This window comes from Acinetobacter bereziniae, assembly GCF_016576965.1.
Taxonomy (GTDB): domain Bacteria; phylum Pseudomonadota; class Gammaproteobacteria; order Pseudomonadales; family Moraxellaceae; genus Acinetobacter; species Acinetobacter bereziniae.
This window is the reverse complement of sequence record NZ_CP066119.1, coordinates 3,052,958-3,074,290: the sequence shown is the minus strand read 5'-3', so window position 1 is coordinate 3,074,290 and position 21,333 is coordinate 3,052,958. Positions and strand designations below refer to the sequence as shown.

Here is a 21,333-nt window from a genome sequence, read left to right as displayed (position 1 = left end):
TATGCAAAAAAATGAACAAAGCTATAAGTGGATCAAGCGACATATTCGTTATTATGTGGCTTGTGGCGTGATTACACTTAGCATTCCAGCTCTAGTTAATGCAACTGAAACTGACTTAGACGGGACAGAACAGTCTCCGACTGCTGCAGAAGCAGAATTTGATTCGGCTTTTTTAATTGGCGACGCTAAAAAGATTGATGTTAATCGTTTTAAATATGGTAATCCTGTTTTACCTGGCGATTACAATGTCGATATTTATGTCAATGGAAATTGGTTTGGCAAACACCGTATGGTGTTTAAAGCCACTGAAAATAATCAAAATGCCTATACCTGCTTTAACTCAAGCCAACTTTTAGAATATGGCGTTAAAGCAGAAGTATTAAAAAAAGGCGAAAGCACTTATCCAACTGGATGTCAGAAAATTGAACAGTGGGTAGAAGATTCGTTTTATGAATTTGATACCTCACGTTTACGTGTTGACATCTCTATTCCACAAGTGGCTATGCAAAAAAATGCACAAGGCTATGTTGACCCAAGTGTTTGGGATCGTGGCATTAATGCTGCATTTCTTTCATATAATGCCAGTGCCTACAAAACTTTTAATAAATTGCAGGGGGGTGAAGAAACCACCAATGCCTTTACTTCAGTAACTGCTGGGGCAAATTTAGCGGGTTGGCAATTTCGTCACAATGGTCAATGGCAGTGGCAAGATCGAACAACGGTTGATCATACTTCTAAATCAAGTTATGACGCGATCAGCACCTATGTTCAACGTGCGTTTCCTCAATACAGAGGTGTATTGACCTTAGGTGAAAGCTTCACTGATGGTGAAATCTTTGATTCATACGGCTATCGTGGTGTCGATTTCTCCAGTGATGACCGTATGCTTCCAAACAGCATGATTGGTTATGCACCACGTATTCGCGGCAATGCAAAAACCAATGCAAAAGTCGAAGTACGTCAACAAGGTCAACTTATTTATCAAACGACGGTAGCGCCGGGTAGTTTTGAGATTAATGACCTCTATCCTACAGGTTTTGGTGGTGAGTTAGAGGTTTCTATTTTAGAAGCCAATGGTGAAGTTCAGCGTTATTCAATTCCTTATGCATCTGTTGTACAAATGCTACGTCCGGGAATGAGCCGTTATTCTGTTTCAATGGGGCAATTCCGTGATAAAGATATCGACCTTGATCCATTTATCGTACAGGGTAAATATCAACGCGGGGTCAACAACTCAATTACAGCGTATGGTGGTGTACAGTTCTCTGAAGATTATTCAGCTGTGACACTAGGAAGTGCATTTGCTACACCGATTGGTGCAGTCGCACTCGATGTGACACACTCTCAAGCTGATTTTGAGCGCCGTAAAAGTGAAAGTGGGCAAAGTTTCCGAATCAGCTACAGTAAGTTGATTACCCCTACAGATACCAATTTAACTTTGGCGGCTTATCGATACTCTACTGAAAACTTCTATAAGTTACGTGATGCTATCTTAGTTAAAGATTTAGACAAGAAAGGCATTAGTTCTACGCATGTTGGCAAACAGCGTAGTGAATTTCAGATCACGTTAAATCAAGGACTTCCAGAAGGCTGGGGGAACATGTACGTGACAGGTTCATGGGGAGATTATTGGAATCGTCAAGAAACGACACGTCAATATCAGGTCGGTTATAGCAATTCTTACCGTGGTTTGACTTATGGCTTGTCAGCGATCAATCGTAATATCGAAAATAAAGCCACAAAAGTAACCAGTAATGATACTGAGTATATGCTGACATTATCATTGCCATTGTCCTTTAAGAAAAGCTCAGCCAACTTAAACTCAATCATGACGCAAGATAATGCGACAGTGGGTGTGAGTGGTGTGGTTGGTGATCGCTTTAACTATGGTACGTCTGTATCGACGCGTTATGGCGACAATCCAAGTGCTAACTTGAATGCACAGTATCGTACAAACTATGCAACTGTAGGTGGTTCTTATAGTGTTGCTGATGGTTATGAACAAGCAATGTTGACAGCACGTGGTAATATTGTTGCACATCCTCAAGGCGTATTGTTTGGACCTGATCAAGGTCAAACCATGGTCTTGGTTTATGCTCCTGAAGCAGCAGGTGCAAAAGTCAATAATGCGACGGGTTTAAGTATCAATAAATCAGGTTATGCCGTTATTCCATATGTGACACCTTATCGTTTAAATGACATTACACTTGACCCTGAAGGTATGTCTGCGGATGTTGAGTTGGATGGTACCAGCCAACGTATCGCTCCTTATGCAGGTTCAATTTCACAAGTCAGTTTTGTGACTAAACTGGGTAAGGCAATTTATATTCACAGTATGAAAGAGAATGGTGACACGCTACCTTTTGCAGCAGAAGTATATGATACAAAAGGTGAAAATGTCGGTATGGTTGCGCAGGGCAGTATGGTTTACTTGAGAACCAATACCACGGCAGATACAGTAACGGTTAAATGGGGCGAAAATGCCGATGAGCAATGTCGCATTCAGTATGATGTTTCGGCGCAAGCAGCAGACAAAAAGCAAACCATGATCATGGCGGAAGGTGTGTGTCAATGAACTATAAAGTTTTAAACAGTGTATTCCTGCTTTTAGCTGGAGCAGTCAGTTCAGGGGCTTATGCTGCTTGTATACCTGATCGAGGGTTCTCAACAGTAGATGTCAGTATGGCAGTAGGACGTGTGGTTGTTCGACCAAGCGATGCTGTTGGCAAAGTTTTGAAAAAAGCTTCCTTTCCAATCAAACCGAATGGGTCAACCTATAGTTGTGGCAGTTCTGGTACGCTTGAGGCAGTTCATACTCAAAATTATTCATTGAGCCCTATCGGTAATTCTGTTTTTAATACCAATATTGATGGTATTGGTATCCGTTTATATCGAGAAGCACCGTCAGCTCCAGGTTTTGCTGATTATTATCCTTACCGACGTACTGCAACGGGTAGACGTGTTTTGGCTGAAGGTTTTTTTATTGTTGAAATTGTAAAAACTGGAACTTCTACAGGCTCGGGTGCACTCGTTCCGGGTACATATAGTAGCTATCGTTCAGCAGATCGCCCAAACCCACCTTGGTTAACCAGTACAGTTTATGGCAATGCCATTACCATTGCTTCGTCTTCATGTGAAATATTAGGTAATATCAATAAAACGGTAAACCTTCCAACCGTGAATAAAGCTGATTTCAAAGGTGTCGGTTCTACCCAAGGCGAACAAGCATTTGACCTGAACATTTTATGTAATGGCGGTAAAAATCCAACAGGTTATGAAGAAACCAATAAAATTAGCCTAAGTTTTGATTATGATGCGGTGAGTAGTAGCATGCAGAATGTCCTTGCCAATACTAACGCTACTGGAACCAGTGCTTCAGGTGTGGGCGTACAATTGCAGTCTCAATATAAGAATGCCAATCGTGTAATTGCTAAAAATGACAAGCTGGAATTGGGTACTTTAAAGTCAAATGACAACATTCAATACAATGTTCCAATGACTGCACGTTACTATCAAACAGCAACCAAAGTGACCCCCGGAAAAGTCCGAGCTATGGCAACCGTCACAATTGAATATGATTAATTGAAGTAAATCATATTTTACTTCAATTATTTTTTTATTTATCCACTGGATAATCTTGTATTAATAATAAGGTTATGTAATTAATTAACTACACCATTTCTTTAAAGGGGATTGAGATGGAGTTAATTAAAAAATTAGCCTTTTTATTAATAACATTTAGTATATCGATTTTAAGTTTAAATGCATCTGCTGAGGAGATCATGTTTTACGGGGATATAGTAGAATTTACCTGTGAAAGAGATTCAAATAATTCAAATTGCAAAATGATTGATAGCACTGTTGAAGCGATTAAAAGCAAAGCAAACGTTGATAGCCTTAGCTTTAACAGCTTGATTGAAAAGCAAGGCAATAGCATGGTTCACCTCAATATCGAAGATTTAGAAAGTGATCTACATAAAATATTGGTTGTGGATTATTACTAAATAGAAATTATGTTAATTGCATCACGTTTATTTTAATATTTATATTATGTTTGGCTTTAAATATGGTTTAGTTTTTAATTAGATTATATTTAAAGCACTTTTTAATATATTTGTTGAAGTAAACATTATTGAATCGGTGGAACTATTCTTTTTAAAATATCCATAAAAGTTTTTAAAATAATATTAACATTTTTGCCTTTATGTGTAATAAGACATATAGGTGTACTATAATGCATAACATTTTGCATAATAGGTTTCATAAAGCCATCTACGACCCATTTTCTCGCATAGTGATCGGGTAAAAAACCAATAAATTTACCAGTCAGTATAAGAAAAGCGATTCCTTCTCGATCACTTGCAGTAGCAGAACAGTTTAATAACTGATGTAACTTCATTGCTTCTGGGCTAATGGCATAGTTTGGAAGCACTGTATTCCATTGCTTGAGGTCTTTTGGGTTGATTTTACCTGTGTGGTTGAATAAAGGATGATTTTCCCCACAATATAAAAATGAGTTTTCTTGATATAAATGAAAGTAATCCAATCCTGACAGTGGACTGACCAAGGGGATGGCACCTGCATGTAAACGGTTATCTAAAACACGACATTCGATATCGGACAATGTACTCATGCTGATATTGATCACCACTTCTGAATTTTCTTCAGCGAGTTGCGCCAAAGATTTGGTGATATAAGCACTTTGCATGGTGACCAGATTATTAATGATCCCAATGTTGAATTCACCTTTCAATTGATTGTGCATTTGATTGATTTTGGCACGAAAGTCTTCAATCGAGGCGGTCAACATTTCAATGTATTGTAAAACCTCACGCCCTTCATCGGTGAGTGCAAAGCCCGCTCGCCCTCGTTGGCAAAGCCGAATACCTAAACGATTTTCAAGATCACTCATATGTAAACTAATCGCAGATCGGCTAATGCCAAGGATACTTTCGGCAGCAGTAAAGCTGTGGCAATCACATACTGTTTTAAAAATTTTAAGCAACTTTATATCAAAATCAGTCACTTGGTTTAATTTTTTCGGTTTCATTTAGCTTTACTTTTTTATATCTAAACTCAAGATAATTTGAATTTATCAAAACTATATCGCTTTGTACACTCAAGACATAACCCTAAAACAAGAAGAGTGATTATGTTTGAGATCGATACATCAACTGACCGTGACTATGCAGCGGAAGCAAGTCAATCCAATACGCAGATGAATTTGAACTATCAAGCTTACTGGATGCCGTTTTCTGCAAATCGTAATTTTCATCAAGATCCACGTATGATCGTTGGGGCACAAGGATCGTATTTAATTGATAGCCATGGGCGTGAAATTTATGACTCATTGTCAGGTTTATGGACCTGTGGTGCAGGGCATACGAGAACTGAAATTCAACAGGCAGTCAGTCAACAACTGGCGAAATTGGATTATTCACCGGCGTTCCAGTTTGGTCATCCTCTGGCTTTTCAATTGGCTGAAAAAATTATTCAGCATATGCCTGAAAAACTACAACATGTTTTCTTTACGGATTCAGGTTCAGAATCCGCAGATACCGCGATCAAAATGGCACGCGCGTATTGGCGAATTCAAGGAAAACCAAGTAAGACCAAATTGATTGGTCGAGCACGTGGTTATCATGGGGTAAATGTTGCAGGTACCAGTTTAGGTGGCATTGGTGGGAACCGCAAAATGTTTGGGCAATTGATGGATGTTGATCATTTGCCTCATACTTTACAATCCCATTTGAGCTTCACCAAAGGCTGTGCAGAAACTGGTGGCGTAGCGTTGGCGGATGAATTGCTCAAGCTGATTGAGTTGCATGATGCTTCTAATATTGCAGCAGTGATTGTAGAACCAGTGTCTGGCTCGGCAGGCTGTATTGTGCCACCTACAGGGTATCTACAACGCCTAAGAGAAATCTGTGATCAACATGATATTTTACTTATTTTCGATGAAGTCATTACGGGTTTCGGACGTATCGGAAAATGGACTGCGTCGGAATATTTTGGGGTGAGCCCAGATATATTGACCTTTGCTAAACAAATTACCAATGGTGCAATTCCTTTAGGTGGCGTGGTGGCGAGCCATGAAATCTATGATGCCTTTATGCAACAAGATCTGCCTGAACATGCGGTTGAATTTACCCACGGCTATACCTATTCAGCGCATCCAGTCGCGTGTGCAGCAGCATTAGCAACCTTGGATGTACTTGAAAAAGAAAATTTAATTTCTCAGTCTGCACTTTTAGCCCCAAGTTTTGAAAAACTGATTCATGAATTAAAAGGTGCACCTCATATTCTTGATATTCGTAACTGTGGATTAATCGGTGCCTTACAATTAGCCCCTCGTGATGGAGATGCGACAATTCGTGGCTTTGAAATAGGAATGAAGTTGTGGAAAGCAGGCTTTTATGTTCGCTTTGGTGGTGACACCATTCAATTTGGACCGATGTTTAACAGTACCGAAGCACAGCTATCTCGATTAATGAATGCTGTTGGAGATACCTTATACCAAGTGAAATAAGTTTTGTAGATGAAATCAAAGCTCATGGAAAATGACGGTAGACAAGGAAAAGTGATGAATAATTTAGAAAATTTTAGTCCAGCATCATCAGATACAGGTTTTACAGAAACAATCGAAACGGTTGATGTCGTTGGACATTTTATTCAAGGTGGTCTGGTTGCTAAGACCACCAGAAAACAAGCTGTGTATCATCCAGCAACAGGTCAGGTTAGCAAACAGGTGGCACTTGCTGATACTGCACTGGTCAATCAAGTCGTTGAGCTTGCGCAACAAGCATTCCCGGAATGGCGTGATACACCTGTGATTAAGCGAGCGCGAGTAATGTTTAAGTTTAAACAATTACTTGAAGAAAACGCAGATAAACTCTGTGAATTAATTGGACAGGAACATGGCAAAATTTGTCATGATGCCAAAGGTGAATTGCAACGTGGCATTGAAAATGTTGAATATGCTTGTGGAGCACCTGAATTTTTAAAAGGTGAATTTTCAAAAAATGTCGGTCCAGATATTGATTCATGGAGCGAATTTCAACCTTTAGGTGTGGTTGCTGGAATTACCCCATTCAATTTCCCTGCGATGGTGCCACTGTGGATGTTTCCAATGGCAATTGTCTGCGGCAACTGCTTTATCCTGAAACCCTCAGAAAAGACTCCATCAGCAGCCCTATATTTAGCTGAATTGTTGAAACAAGCGGGTTTACCAGATGGTGTGTTCAATGTGGTCAATGGTGATAAAGAAGCAGTCGATGCTTTGCTCCATCATCCAAAAGTACAAGCCATGAGTTTTGTTGGTTCTACCCCGATCGCTGAATATATTTATCGTACAGCAACCTCAACAGGCAAACGTTGTCAGGCATTAGGCGGTGCAAAAAATCATGCCATTATCATGCCCGATGCGGATATTGATAATGTAGTCAACTCATTGTTGGGTGCTGCTTTTGGCTCATCTGGTGAGCGCTGTATGGCATTGTCTGTCGCCGTGGCAATCGGTGATGAGGTTGCCGATCTTGTGATCGAAAAACTCAAACTGGAAATGCAACAGTTAAAGTATGGGCACTACGCCGATGAGCAAAATGACTTTGGACCGCTCATTACACAAGCACATAAAGAGAAAGTAGAAGCTTTTATCCAAAGTGCTGAACAACAAGGTGCTAAAATTGTTGTGGATGGACGCAATGCGAAGCCATTAGGTTATGAAACAGGTTTTTTTGTTGGTCCTACTTTGATTGATCAAGTCTCATCAGAAATGGTCAGCTATCAACAGGAAATTTTTGGTCCTGTTTTACAGGTGATCCGCGTAGCAACCATGCAAGAGGCGATGCAATTGATTAATGAGCATGAGTATGGAAATGGAACTTGTATCTATACACGTGATGGAGAGGCCGCACGTTATTTTACCAGCCATGTTCAAGTAGGTATGGTGGGCGTAAATGTACCATTGCCTGTACCAGTCGCCTACCATAGTTTTGGTGGTTGGAAGCGTTCATTGTTTGGTGACTTATATGCTTATGGTCCAGATGGTGTGCGTTTTTATACGCGTCGCAAGACCATTACCCAACGTTGGCCCTCAGCTCAAATCCGTGAGTGCAAACAATTTGCAATGCCAACTTTAAATTAGCGTTGCGATCCAGAGAGAAAATCCTTGGTTTTCTCTCTTTATTTTTAATAGGAATTTAAAAATGTAATTCACAGTTTTATAAAAGCATGACCATTTTTCAGAGCGTTGTGACAAAGCTCAGATTTTAAATGGAAACTGCTGCTGATTATTTTAAGGAAAAAAATATGAATAGTGCAAAAACAACAAAACTAGGTGAAGGACTTTCCAACCGACATATCACGATGATTAGTATCGGTGGTGTAATTGGTGCAGGTTTATTTGTTGGTTCTTCTGCTGCAATTGCAAAGGCGGGTCCTGCTGCTGTACTTGCTTATATTATTACCAGTGTGATCGTTTTTTTAGTGATGCGCATGCTTGGAGAAATGGCTGTTGCACAACCCGATACAGGTTCTTTTTCTACCTATGCACGTAAAGCGATTGGTCCTTGGGCAGGCTTTACCGTTGGATGGTTGTATTGGTGGTTTTGGGTCTTGGTGATCCCGATTGAAGCGATTGCAGGTGCTGAAATTTTACATGCTTGGTTTCCACAAGTCTCCAGTGCGATTTATGCTTTTGCATTTATTATTTTACTGAGTCTTGCCAACTTCTTTAGCACAAAAAGTTTTGGCGAGTTTGAGTTCTGGTTTGCTTTAATCAAAGTGATTGCGATCTTGTTGTTTATTGTGATTGGTGCAACAGCAGTATTTGGACTTTGGCCTTTGGCTCGAGATGTAAGTGGTGTGGGAAATTTATTTTCCAATGGTGGATTTATGCCTCATGGCATGGGCGGTGTGTTGTCAGCGATCTTAATATCTGCATTTTCATTTTTTGGTATTGAAATCCTCTCTATCGCAGCAGCCGAATCAAAAAATCCTCAGGAAAAAATTAAACGCGCGACCAATTTAGTGCTTTATCGCATTATCTTGTTCTTTGTTGTCTCAATCTTTCTTGCTGTTGCTTTGGTCGATTGGCGTTCACCCGACTTACAAAAGTTAGGTACATTTCAGTATGTATTAGTGAGCCTAAATGTCCCTCAAACTAAATTGATTATGGATATGGTGGTATTCATTGCGGTTGCGAGCTGTATGAATGCGGCGGTTTATACTTCTTCACGAATGCTGTTTGCTTTGGGAGCACGCCAAGAAGCACCAAGACTGGTTACTCAAATTAATGGTTCAGGTGTACCGACGATTGCTGTATTTGCTTCGACTTTTATTGGCTTGATTTGTTGTGCTGTGAATTATATGTTCCCAGGGCAGGTTTTTGGCTTCTTACTGTCAACTACAGGCTCTATTGCTTTGGTGGTTTACTTGGTGATCGCTGTTTCGCAATTGCGTTCACGACATCAGTTGGAAAAAAGGGGTGCGCAGATTAGCTTTAAAATGTGGATGTTCCCTTGGCTGACTTGGTTTGTAATTGCCATCATCATGAGTGTGTTGTCTTATATGTTTTTATCACCACAGTATAGTTATGAAACAACCTTGTCCTTGGGTGTAACTTCTATCGTAGTGATATGTGGTGTACTGGTGACCCGTAAGAATAAAACAACCAAAAGAGTAGTCGTACAAGTAGATTAGAGACTTTGCTCCAGTTTGGTCAAAAGATCAAACATTGCTAAATTGAGTTGATCAAGCTGTCAGAATTTATCCACTTTGAAGCCTCTATTCGTTGGCTGATAAAGTGGATAAATTTTATTTAAAAAATAATTTGATTCGTTCAATCAATTGTAGGGATATTCTTGAGTGTTTCTACCCACCATTGACCAAAGCTTGAATATGTTGAGGGAAATTTGCTTCAGCACCTGCAGCATTCACATGGTCAAAATATTGATACCAACCACTGGCACGAATACCATCAAGGAGTGCTTCGCGCGCTTGTGAATTGGAAAAACGCCAAATTCCTAAATATTGATGAGCTGTACTTTGGTCAATTGGAGAAATGGTTTCCGTTAGAGTCAAAACTTCAACCCCCATACTTGATAAGTTTCCTAAAGCCTCGCCAACTTTACTCAGATATTCCATTCGTTGTTCATTTGGAAGTGTCTGCCAAGTGGTATTTGGTGTATATAATTCAACGAGATAATGATACATATAATTTTTCCTTTCTTCGGTGGTTTTAAAATTTTAATTGTGCGTGATTTGATTTTGATGTTTTAAGCTTCTTTTTCATGAATCAGGTTTTGACTCACTTTTTCCAAAAGCGCAGTGAGCTGTATGCGTTCTTGTATCGTTAAGTTGCCAAAAATCTGTGCAATCCAACGACTATGTTGTCCAAACACAGTTTTCGCTGTTTGTTTGCCTTGCTTGGTCAGATGAATCTTTAAAGCACGTCGGTCATCATGGTCAGCATGACGTATGATGAGTTCATCCCGTTCTAATCCATCCAACAAACCAGTCACTGTTGCACGCGTAATACCTGCTTTATCAGCAATATCTTTTGGAGCTAAACCTTGAGGTGATGCATCTAATAAGAATAGAACGATAAAACGACCTTCGGTTAAACCATGTGGGGCGAGTTGCATTGCACAGTCATGATCAATCAAAGATGCGAGTGAAAGGGTTTGAAAGCATAGTTTTATACTTTCAAGGTTCGCAATGTTTTGTTTGCTCGCTTCATCCAAGAGGGCTCGGTATTTTTGTTCTAGCTTCATTTTGTTAGCTGCCATATAGTATGGTGGCTAACTATATGCGTCATATCAAATATTGTCAACTTAATTGAGTCAAGCTTTAGTTAAATTTGAGTCAAAAAATATTGATGAAATTGTTGAATTTTTTATTTAAAGAATAAATTTAAAATGATGTGTTTTAAGTTTTTATAAAGATATTTTTCATAATCAAATTTTGATGATTGAATAAAAGTGGGTGATTGGATTGCTTTTTTGATCTTTATTTTTTTGGAGTCTAGAAATCAGTCAATATAGATATTTGCTAAAGTGGATCAAAAACAATCATGGATAGAGTAGTTAAAAGCTTAGAAAATTTGACAGATTTTTTTACAATTACTATAAATCAATTAGAGCAGAATAGAATGAAAACCTTGGAGTGAGCATATCTTTAAGCTCATCGGTAGGTGTTAGATACAATTCAATATATGTCCTGAGTTCAAGAATAACTATGAATATGTCAATAACTTAGCATTTCTATATTTTATTTAAAGGGCTAAATTTAACGATATTAAAAGTCAGTTTTTTATGTAAAATTATTAGAAATTTAAATGAAAATGATTATAATTGCGATTAAATTTTTTTTGGCTGTTGTTTAATGCAATTTAACAAATCCTCCCTGACATTTTCTGTACTTGCCATCATGGCAAGTACTGCCTATGCACAAACTGAAGTTGGTCTTGAACAGCATGCAGATACTCAAAAACTGCCCACCATCACGGTTCAAGCAGAAAATAATCAGCAGCCTTATGCAGCAAAAACAGCAAATGCTGTTTTAAGATCGAATACGCCTTTATTTGAAACAGCTCAGTCGATTAGTGCAATCGGTCAGCAACAGATTGAACAAAAGCAAGCGAAAACTGTTGCTGAAGCCTTGGAAGGTGTGGCAGGGGTCACGTCAGGACAATATGGTCGCCGTGGGTGGGATGACTTTATTATTCGTGGGCAGATTTCAAGTTCGCAAACTTTTATTGATGGTCTACGGATACAGGCATCTGATAATGTTTTGCGTGCTGAAGATATTTCGGGTTTAGAATCCATCGAAGTAGTCAAAGGACCAACTTCCGTGGGCTTTGGACTTGCCTTGCCTGGAGGACTGGTAAATTTAACGACTAAGCGTCCACAAGCTGAAACAGCCTATAAAGGTACACTGAGTTATGGAAGTTATGGTTTAAAAGAAGGAACATTTGATCTTAACTATGCACCCAGTAATAGTGCAAAAGGTGCTTTTCGAGTTGTCGGACGAGTATCTGATCAGGATGACCCTACTGATCACGTTTATTTTAAAAATCAATATATCGCACCATCTTACAATTTTGATTTAGGTGATAAAAACGATCTTTCTGTCATTGCCAGTTATCAACATCGTGAATATATTCGTCAACAAGGCATTCCATATAGCAAAGGCAATTATAAAAACTATCCATCAAGCCTATTTTTTGGTGAACTTGATCATGGTTATGATGTTGATGTTTATCGTCTCGGTGCAAATTATGCCCATTATTTTGACAATGACTGGGTGTTTAAACAGAACTTTGCCATCACTAAAACAGATACACAGGGCAATCCGATATTGGCATCAGGAAGCAATACATTACCGACAATAAAACGTGCAATTAACAACCAAGATAAACAGGACTTGAACTATACCTTAGACAACAATTTGCAACGTAATTTTGATCTTGGAAAGGTCAATTATGATGTGATGGTTGGGGGCGATATGATGCGTGAACGAAGTGATTATGCACGTCGAACAGATACCATTAATGCTTTTAATGCAGATCGTCCTGTCTATGGAATCACCAGCACAAAATTAGGTACACCAACTCAAGCATTGACTTATAGTCAGTACGCAGGGCTCTATCTCCGCAATACCATTAAGGTGGATGATCATTGGATTATCGGGCTATCAGGTCGTCATGATTGGACACAAATCGAAATTGATAATGTTTTAAAAAATACCAGCACTAAGAACTCAGATCGTGCATTTACTGGTAGTGGTTCAGTGATGTACCGCATTAATGATATGTTTGCACCTTACATCAGCTACTCTACTTCATTTATGCCTGTGACCGATGCAGGAGAAAATGGACAATTATTGAATCCTGAAAAGGGTAAACAAGCCGAGGTTGGGGTTAAATTACAAGCACTTGATCAGCGTTTACAAGGTTATGTAGCCTATTATGATTTAACTCGCAGAAATGTCACAGAAACAGATGCTTCTGGAAATTTTTCGATTCAAACAGGTGAACAAGTCACTAAAGGGTTTGAAGCTGAAATAGCAGCAGCAATCACCAATCAATGGAATATTTCAGCGAATTACAGTTATATCCCAACGGCAAAAGTGACTGAAAGTGTGATCAGCAGCGACATTGGTAAGCGTAGTAACTATGTGCCTAAAAATGCCAGTTCATTGTCAACTCAATATTATTTTAGTCCAGATAAATTAGGTTGGAATATTGGTGCTGGCATTCGTTATCAAGGTTCTCGAACTGCACAACGTAATGCTGACTTCGTCTATCTACCAAGTTATGCATTATTTGATGTCAATGCAGGATATGAGGCTAAAAATTGGGGTGTAGGGCTGAGTATTAAAAACTTATTTGATCGAGAATATCTAGCTGGAACGACACCGAATGCTCAATTGGTCAATTGGGGTGATCCAATGATGGTGCGCTTAAATGTGAAGTTTAAGTATTAATCCATTCCTCTCAGCATGAGTTTCATTTTAAAGTCTCGTGCTGAAAGAATTTTGTGAATGTTCAGGGGGCGAGAACAAATAATTGTATTTATCCTTATGGGTGATAGGTTAAATAAGCCTCATATGCATACATATATAAAAAACTTGTGTATTTCACGAGGTCATTGATCTAGCAATTTAAGATACTTTTCCTACACATTGAACAGCAATTGCTTTAATTTGTGATTGATCCAATTTTAAATTTTCCCACGCACACATCTGTTGCAATATCCATTCAAAATCTTCAGCTTTGGGTGCATTTTGCATTCCAAAAGATCGAATAATATTTTGAATCTTATAAAAGGCTTGGGTATGAATCAAATCAGAACAATTAAAACGTATAATTTCACTGTGTTCTAACATTTGCCAGACTTGTTGAAGGGATTCAAGTGATCTCAAGTCTTGTTGTGCTTGTTGAATGGCAACTTCAAGTGCATGTAACGTATGAGGATGTGTTTGTGCCCATTCTTGCGTCGTTGCTAAAACTTTGTCTGCAACTTCAGGAATAATTTGCTTGCTTTCCGCAATGACCAGACCATGACCTTGAATTTGTGCTTGAATATTCCAAGGCTCACCAACACAAAAGCCATCAATCAGTTGAGTTGAAATGGCATCAACCATATAAGGTGGGGGTAGTGTTAACAATTGATGTGTTTTTGCAGTGTCTAAATCTGCCAAAGCTAACCATTCTCTTAAGCAATAGTGGTGAATAGACTGTTTAAATACATGCGCCAATTTGATTTGATGACCTTGTTTGATTGAGTCAACAATTTTGCTTGCGGACTGTTGTGGTGTGTCTTGAGCAGAGATGTCTAAATCATAACAGAGCTTTTGACTGAGACTGATAAATGCGCGATTGGTGCTGAGTACTAATGTGCTTTGTAAAGGAATTCCCAATTGATCATTGCCTGTAGCAGCGGCTGGAAGCATTGCCGATAAACAATGTGCTACATCTAAAAGACCAAAAGCCAAACGGTCACGCAGACTTGCCCAAGATGGCTCTTTGACCAATGTGACATTTAAACCTTGTGCCGTGAAATAGCCTTGATGCTGTGCCCAAAGGATTGCAGTACAGTCCAATAATGGGATATAACCTAATTGAATATTAATTTTTTCAAGTGTTTGCATAGGTTATTCCTTAAATTGTGATTGAAGCAAAGCCTGTGCTTCAATTAATTTTCGCGCCATTTCGCCCATTGTCATACGATGACTCATGGCATTTTTACGCAATAAACTGAATGCTTTTTCCTCTTCGATTTGATGCATGTGCATCAACATCACTTTAGCTTTTTCAATGTCTTTACGGTCTGCAAGTTTGCATTTGGTCTCGTTTAAATCTTTGAGCAATTTTTTGTGTTTTTTAAATTGTTCGATTGATATCTCTAAGATACTTTCTAATTTTTCAGGATCGATTCCATCCACGATGTAGGCAGTTACACCTGCTTCAATGGCACTTTTTATGGTGTCTTTTTGCGAATTTTTGGTAAATAAAACAGTCGGTAAATCAAACTGACTGACGCAACTTTCGATGATGTCACGATGAGGATGATCCATATCGAGCAAAATTACATCAGCATGTAACTGTTGTAAGTCTGTACTATTTAAATGGTCAATCATTAGGCAAGCAACAACCTCGAAGCCATGTTCGATTAACGATGATCTGATAAAAGATGCGCGTTCTATATCATCATCAATGAGTGCAATTTTTAATTTTGACATGCAACGACTTGAGTGTGTCTAGACATAAAGATTGACTCAATGATAAGCAATTAAGATGCCAATTCTTTTACAGCACTCTGACTTGTTTATGGATGATGGATTGGTTTGTGGATGATGAATTGGAAAAAGGGAAAAATAAAATGCACTCTATTGAAGCAAATTGCATTCTAAACATGCATGTGTAGCGAATATAAAGGGGAGATCAGTGTTTAGGTCTTTATATTTTAATTCTGAAGTCATGATTATTTTTATTTAATAAAACCTAAAGGAATGAAATTAAATTTAAAAACAGTGGTTTAAAAATATTGGCACGAACTATGCTTGTACATGGGTAAGTCAAAGAAGACTTTCAAAATTTGCAAGACGGCCAACGACGTCCGTTCTGATCGTTACTGATATGCCTTGTGCATAACAGCAACTTATATGCGTTCAGTTCAGGAGATCGAAGCTATGTCTTCAAATTTAGATGCTAAAAAAGCAATAAAAATTAATCTGTTTAGTTTCAGCAGCGCAGCAATGCGGGCCTTCCATATGAGTTGGCTCGCTTTTTTTGTCTGTTTTTTTGCATGGTTTGCCTGTGCACCTTTAATGCCTGTGATTGCGGGTGAATTTCATTTAACCAAAGATCAAATCGCCAATATCAATATTGCTGCTGTTGCCATCACTATTTTAGTCCGTCTGATCGTTGGACCCTTATGTGATAAATACGGTCCACGTAAAACATATACGGCACTGTTGATTATCGGCAGTATTCCAGTTTTTGGTGTAGCTTCTGCAAATAGTTATGAGTCCTTTTTATTCTTTCGATTATTGATTGGTGCTATAGGTGCCAGTTTTGTCATCACGCAATACCACACCAGTATCATGTTTGCCCCAAATGTCGTAGGTACAGCAAATGCAACAACTGCAGGTTGGGGAAATGCAGGTGGTGGTGCAACTCAAGCATTGATGCCGTTGATGCTCGCTGCATTGGTCATGTTTGGTGTAGAGCAAGCGATGGGGTGGAGAGTTGCACTGATTGTACCGGGTGTGCTGATGCTGATTGTTGGGGCGATGTACTGGAAGTTCACGCAAGATGCACCACAAGGGAATTTTAAAGAACTCCGTGCACAAGGGCTACAGGTTGGCAGTGATAAGAAAGGCGGTATGGCGATTTTAATACATGCTGCAAAAAACTATCGAGTGTGGATCTTATTTGGTGCTTATGCAGCATGCTTTGGGATAGAAATTTTCATTCATAACATTGTCGCAATGTATTACGTAGACCATTTTAAATTTGGTTTAAAAGAAGCAGGAATGGCGGCAGGTATTTTTGGTTTATTGGCACTCTTTGCACGTGCCTTCGGTGGCATTGTTTCAGACAAAGTTGCGACCAAGAAAGGTTTAGACGGGCGTACGAAAGTGCTGTTCGCCATGATCTTGATGGAAGGTGTTTTTCTCATCGTGTTTTCACAAATGAATACAGCGATTTTAGCGATCCTTGCAATGACAGTATTTGCTTTATTTACCCATATGGCTTGTGGTGCAACCTATGCACTGGTGCCATTTATCGATCGTGATGCATTGGGTGGTGTTGCTGGAATCATTGGTGCTGGTGGAAATGTGGGCGCAGTCGCAGCGGGTTTTTTATTAAAAGGCATGTTGGATATTCAAACCACATTGATGGTATTGGGCGGTTTAGTGGTGATCGCTGCAAGTTGTGTGTTGATGATCCGCTTCTCAGTTGAACATAAAGAGAAAGAGCAAAAGTTATTTGAAGCCGCTGTACTTGAACGCAATAGCATGGAACAAAATGCGACCACAAGTATAAAACACAACAGTGCGGCTTAATTGAATCACAAATAACAAAAGCAAAAGTGAATTGAGGAGAATGAAGATGAAACTTGTCATGATTGGTCATGGAATGGTTGGGCACAAATTTATTGAATCTGTGTTGGAACATGCGGGTGATGAAATTGAAATTACGATTTTGGCAGAAGAACCACGCCTCGCTTATGATCGGGTGCATTTAACAGAATATTTCACTGGAAAATCAGCAAAAGATTTAACCCTTTGTCGCACAGACTTTGCTGATGCTTATGGCATAGATCTTCGTTTAAGTACCAAAGCCATCGCAATTGATACAGTTAATAAACGTATCACCACCAATCAGGGAGATGTCATTGCCTATGATAAATTGGTACTTGCCACAGGTTCTTATGCATTTGTCCCACCTATTCCGGGAAATGAACGCGAAAACTGTTTTGTCTATCGAACCATTGATGACTTGGATGCAATTCGAGCAGCGAGTTTAAATGCCAAATCAGGTGTTGTTATTGGTGGTGGTTTGCTTGGTCTTGAAGCAGCAAAAGCTTTAAGAGATTTAGACCTTGAAACGCATGTGGTTGAGTTTGCACCTCGTCTCATGGCTGTTCAAATTGATGATTTAGGCGGTAAGGTCTTACGGGCAAAAATCGAAAACCTGGGTGTAAAAGTGCATACCCAAAAAGCCACTTCTGCGATTGAAGCAGGTCAAAACAGCACGCACTTGATGAAATTTGGTGATGGCTCTGAACTAGAAACAGACATTATTTTATTCTCAGCAGGAATTCGCCCACGTGACGAATTAGCCCGTCAAAGTGGTTTAGTGTTGGGGGAACGTGGCGGTATTGTGATTAATGACTATTGCCAAAGTTCCGATCCGGACATTTATGCGATTGGTGAATGTGCATTATGGAATAACAAAATTTATGGTTTGGTTGCGCCTGGTTATGATATGGCACGTATTGCAGCCAAACACGTGATGCAACAAAGTTGTGGTGCCTTTGCTGGCGCAGACATGAGCACCAAGTTAAAACTGATGGGAGTAGATGTTGCATCCGTAGGCGATGCGCATGCCATGACACCGAGTGCTTTAAGCTACTTCTATGCAGATGAAGATGCGATGGTTTATAAAAAAATCGTCGTCAATGCTGAGAAAACACAATTATTAGGTGCGGTACTGGTGGGCTGCGCCAAAGAATATAATGATTTATTGCAAATGATGTTGAATGGCTTGGCTGTTCCAGAAAATCCAGAAAGTTTAATCATGCCGGGATATGCTCAGTCTGCTGCTAAAGCAGGTGGGAGTGGAGTCGATCTATTGCCTGATAGTGCCACTATTTGTTCGTGTAATAACGTATCTAAGGCAGATATATGTCAAGCAATCGCTGATGGTTCGACTTCATTAGGTGCGTTGAAAAAATGCACCAAAGCTGCAACGGCATGTGGTGGCTGCGCACCTTTAGTTACACAAGTTTTAAAATCAGAGTTACAGCGTCAAGGCGTCACAGTCAATAACCATCTTTGTGAGCATTTTGCTTACTCTCGTCAAGAGCTGTATCACTTGGTTCGGGTCAATGAAATTAAAAGCTTTGATGATTTGATTCAACAGCATGGACATGGTTTGGGCTGTGATATTTGTAAACCAACAGTCGCCAATATTTTAGCCTCATGCTGGAATGATTTTGTATTGAAAGCAAATCATGCTGGACTGCAAGACAGCAATGACTATTATCTGGGCAATATCCAAAAAGACGGCTCTTATTCTGTCGTACCACGTATGGCAGGTGGTGAAGTAACGCCAGATGGTTTAATTGCCATAGGTCAAATTGCTAAAGAATATGGTTTATATACCAAACTTACAGGTGGACAACGTGTTGATATGTTTGGTGCGCAAGTGCATCAATTACCTGAAATTTGGCAAAAACTAATTGATGCAGGTTTTGAGTCTGGACATGCCTATGGAAAGTCATTACGAACAGTAAAGTCATGTGTAGGCAGTACATGGTGCCGCTATGGTGTGGATGATTCTGTAGGTTTAGCAATTTTTCTTGAGAACCGCTACAAAGGCTTACGTTCACCACATAAATTAAAAATGGCGGTTTCAGGCTGTACCCGTGAATGTGCAGAAGCACAAAGTAAAGATGTGGGAGTGATTGCAACTGAAAAAGGTTGGAACCTCTACGTCTGTGGGAATGGTGGAATGAAACCACGTCACGCTGAATTACTGGCTTCAGATTTAGATACGCAAACTTTAATTCAATACATTGACCGATTCTTTATGTTCTATATCCAAACAGCCGATCGTTTACAACGTACTTCAGTGTGGCGTGACAATATGGAAGGTGGTTTGGATTATCTAAAAGATGTGGTGATACATGATTCTTTAGGCATCGCGACAGAATTAGAGCGCCGTATGAGTCATGTGGTTGGAACTTATCAAGATGAATGGCGCACTGCAATTGAAGATCCTGAAGTTCGTAAGCGTTTTGTGACATTTATCAATGCCAAGTCGCAACAACAACAAGACCCACATATCCAATTTGCAGAGGTTCGTGGACAAATTCGCCCTAAAACACAAGCGGAACGAGATCTTAGTCGTATTGCTGTAGTTGAAGCTTAAAGATAAGGGAGAGTCTCATGACAATTTTAAAAGAAATGAATGAATTAGATTGGTTGGATATTTGTGCTTTGGACGATATCACACCGAATACTGGTGTCGGTGCTTTGTTGAATGAGCAACAAGTGGCAATTTTTCGTGTAGGGAATGAAAAGCGAGTATATGCGCTCAGTAATCAAGACCCATTTAGCCAAGCATTTGTAATGTCACGTGGAATTATTGGAGATCTTCAAGGTGAGCGTGTCGTAGCTTCACCCATCTACAAGCAACATTTTAGTCTCGCCACAGGACGTTGTTTAGAAGACAAAGACCAAAAGTTGTTGGTCTTCCCAAGCAAGATTGAAGATGGTCGAGTCTGGATTAGCCCAACGCCACAAAAAACCTATATCACTAACAATGGCATGACTCAGGAAAAAATGAAGCTGGTTTTGATTGGCAACGGTTTAGCAGGGATGCGTTGCTTAGAAGATCTGTTGGATATGGCACCTGAGCGCTACGAGGTCACGGTGATTGGTGAAGAACCATGGGGGAACTATAACCGAATTATGCTGTCACCTGTTTTATCGGGAGATAAAACGATAGAAGACATCATGTTACACCCACATGCATGGTATGCCGATAAAAATATTCGTTTCATCGCAGGTGATCCAGCCGTGCGTATAGATCGCCCTCGTAAGCAGATCTACACCCAAAAAGGTTTAATGGTGGATTATGATCGTTTGATTTTGGCCACAGGTTCTAAACCATTTATCCCACCTGTTCGAGGTTCTGATCTCAAAGGAGTATTGAGTTTTCGTGACATTTATGATGTCAACAAAATGCTTGAATATTGTCAGTCCAAACGCAATGCGGTGGTGATTGGTGGTGGCTTATTGGGCTTGGAAGCTGCTTATGGATTAAAACAACGTGGCATGAATGTCACAGTTTTACACTTGATGGATCGTATTATGGACCGTCAATTGGATGCCAAAGCCAGTCAAATGTTGCAAACGGCAATCGAGCAAAAAGGTATTTCAATTATCACGCATGCCAATACAGAAGAACTGTTGGGTGAAGACGGTCATGTCAGTCAAGTACGCTTAAAGGATGGCACGATATTGGCTGCCGATTTGGTTATTTTTGCCGTTGGTGTTCGTCCAAATATGGCTTTAGCACAAAGTGCAGGATTACGTTGTAATCGTGGTGTGTTAGTCAATGACACCATGCAAACCTATGACCCGAGTATCTATGCTGTGGGTGAGTGTATTGAACATCGCCAGCAAACCTTTGGTTTGGTTGAGCCACTATGGGGGCAAGCTTTTATCTGCGCATCACATTTGGCAGAGCATGGCAGTTTGACTTTTAAAGCACCCACTGTTCCAACTCAACTTAAAGTCAGTGGTTGTGATGTTTTCTCCGCTGGACGTATTGATATCGAAAATAGCCAAGAGAATGAGGGCTTTGAAGATATTGTGTTGAATGATGAAAAACGACAAATCTATAAACGCATTATTATTCAAAAAGACCATGTTGTGGGTGCGGTGTTATTTGGAGATACAGAAGACGGTGCATGGTATGCAGAGTTGATTGCTGATCAAACTCCGATTTCTGTAATTCGCAATAAGTTGCTATTTGGTCGAGATTTTGCATTGAAAAAAGCAGGCTAATTTTATTCATGATTTTATCCC

15 protein-coding genes are annotated in these 21,333 nt (G+C 39.6%); 10 read left to right on the top strand and 5 right to left on the bottom strand.

Features of this window, described 5'->3' with window-relative positions:
- Position 1 precedes the first annotated feature (1 nt).
- The 3 genes from I9192_RS14445 to I9192_RS14435 all read left to right on the top strand — a co-directional run bounded on the left by I9192_RS14445 (position 2) and on the right by I9192_RS14435 (position 4,004).
- Positions 2–2,575 carry a fimbria/pilus outer membrane usher protein gene (locus tag I9192_RS14445; protein WP_005032558.1) on the top strand — a complete coding sequence of 858 codons (2,574 nt, stop codon included), beginning with the start codon at positions 2–4 and terminating at the stop codon, positions 2,573–2,575.
- Complete coding sequence (locus I9192_RS14440; protein WP_005032557.1) at positions 2,572–3,582, top strand: fimbrial protein; 1,011 nt, start codon at positions 2,572–2,574, stop codon at positions 3,580–3,582. Before I9192_RS14445 ends, I9192_RS14440 begins: the two co-directional genes overlap by 4 nt.
- A gap of 116 nt (positions 3,583–3,698) precedes the next feature.
- Entirely contained in the window at positions 3,699–4,004 is a 306-nt protein-coding gene (locus tag I9192_RS14435) for a hypothetical protein (RefSeq protein ID WP_004829019.1), read from the top strand.
- A 125-nt stretch (positions 4,005–4,129) separates the two neighbouring features.
- On the opposite strand, the gene I9192_RS14430 is transcribed toward I9192_RS14435, so the two are convergent.
- Positions 4,130–5,050 carry a LysR family transcriptional regulator gene (locus I9192_RS14430; RefSeq protein WP_005032554.1) on the bottom strand — a complete coding sequence of 307 codons (921 nt, stop codon included), beginning with the start codon at positions 5,048–5,050 and terminating at the stop codon, positions 4,130–4,132.
- Positions 5,051–5,152: 102 nt separating this feature from the next.
- Here I9192_RS14430 and I9192_RS14425 point away from each other — a divergent pair, with 102 nt between their 5' ends.
- The 3 genes from I9192_RS14425 (at position 5,153) to I9192_RS14415 (ending at position 9,702) form a co-directional block, all read left to right on the top strand.
- Complete coding sequence (locus I9192_RS14425; protein ID WP_005032552.1) at positions 5,153–6,529, top strand: aspartate aminotransferase family protein; 1,377 nt, start codon at positions 5,153–5,155, stop codon at positions 6,527–6,529.
- 51 nt (positions 6,530–6,580) lie between these two features.
- The gene (locus I9192_RS14420) at positions 6,581–8,146 is read left to right on the top strand and encodes a CoA-acylating methylmalonate-semialdehyde dehydrogenase (protein WP_010590982.1); all 1,566 of its coding nucleotides are present in this window, start codon (positions 6,581–6,583) and stop codon (positions 8,144–8,146) included.
- A 164-nt stretch (positions 8,147–8,310) separates the two neighbouring features.
- Positions 8,311–9,702 (top strand): amino acid permease, encoded by a 1,392-nt coding sequence (locus I9192_RS14415; RefSeq protein ID WP_005032548.1) that lies wholly within the window; start codon positions 8,311–8,313, stop codon positions 9,700–9,702.
- A 171-nt stretch (positions 9,703–9,873) separates the two neighbouring features.
- Here I9192_RS14415 and I9192_RS14410 read toward each other — a convergent pair whose 3' ends face one another.
- Together I9192_RS14410 and I9192_RS14405 are read right to left on the bottom strand one after the other, a co-directional pair.
- Positions 9,874–10,215 (bottom strand): DUF6616 family protein, encoded by a 342-nt coding sequence (locus tag I9192_RS14410; RefSeq protein WP_005032546.1) that lies wholly within the window; start codon positions 10,213–10,215, stop codon positions 9,874–9,876.
- 62 nt (positions 10,216–10,277) lie between these two features.
- Complete coding sequence (locus I9192_RS14405; protein WP_010590981.1) at positions 10,278–10,775, bottom strand: MarR family winged helix-turn-helix transcriptional regulator; 498 nt, start codon at positions 10,773–10,775, stop codon at positions 10,278–10,280.
- A gap of 610 nt (positions 10,776–11,385) precedes the next feature.
- Here I9192_RS14405 and I9192_RS14400 point away from each other — a divergent pair.
- Positions 11,386–13,488, top strand: coding sequence for a TonB-dependent siderophore receptor (locus I9192_RS14400; RefSeq protein WP_005032542.1), 2,103 nt, complete (start codon positions 11,386–11,388; stop codon positions 13,486–13,488).
- Between the two features lie 177 nt (positions 13,489–13,665).
- On the opposite strand, the gene I9192_RS14395 is transcribed toward I9192_RS14400, so the two are convergent.
- Both I9192_RS14395 and I9192_RS14390 read right to left on the bottom strand, forming a co-directional pair.
- Positions 13,666–14,655: an ABC transporter substrate-binding protein gene (locus I9192_RS14395; protein WP_005032540.1), complete on the bottom strand. Its 990-nt coding sequence runs from the start codon at positions 14,653–14,655 to the stop codon at positions 13,666–13,668.
- A gap of 3 nt (positions 14,656–14,658) precedes the next feature.
- The gene (locus tag I9192_RS14390) at positions 14,659–15,246 is read right to left on the bottom strand and encodes an ANTAR domain-containing response regulator (RefSeq protein WP_005032538.1); all 588 of its coding nucleotides are present in this window, start codon (positions 15,244–15,246) and stop codon (positions 14,659–14,661) included.
- 450 nt (positions 15,247–15,696) lie between these two features.
- Between I9192_RS14390 and I9192_RS14385 the strand changes: the two genes are divergently transcribed.
- Genes I9192_RS14385 through nirD form a run of 3 tightly spaced genes read left to right on the top strand, consistent with a single transcriptional unit; the run spans position 15,697 to position 21,312 of the window.
- Complete coding sequence (locus tag I9192_RS14385) at positions 15,697–17,076, top strand: MFS transporter (RefSeq protein WP_005032536.1); 1,380 nt, start codon at positions 15,697–15,699, stop codon at positions 17,074–17,076.
- Positions 17,077–17,122: 46 nt separating this feature from the next.
- Entirely contained in the window at positions 17,123–19,669 is a 2,547-nt protein-coding gene (gene nirB, locus I9192_RS14380; RefSeq protein WP_005032535.1) for a nitrite reductase large subunit NirB, read from the top strand.
- A 17-nt stretch (positions 19,670–19,686) separates the two neighbouring features.
- Positions 19,687–21,312 (top strand): nitrite reductase small subunit NirD, encoded by a 1,626-nt coding sequence (nirD, locus tag I9192_RS14375; RefSeq protein ID WP_005032533.1) that lies wholly within the window; start codon positions 19,687–19,689, stop codon positions 21,310–21,312.
- Positions 21,313–21,333 lie beyond the last annotated feature (21 nt).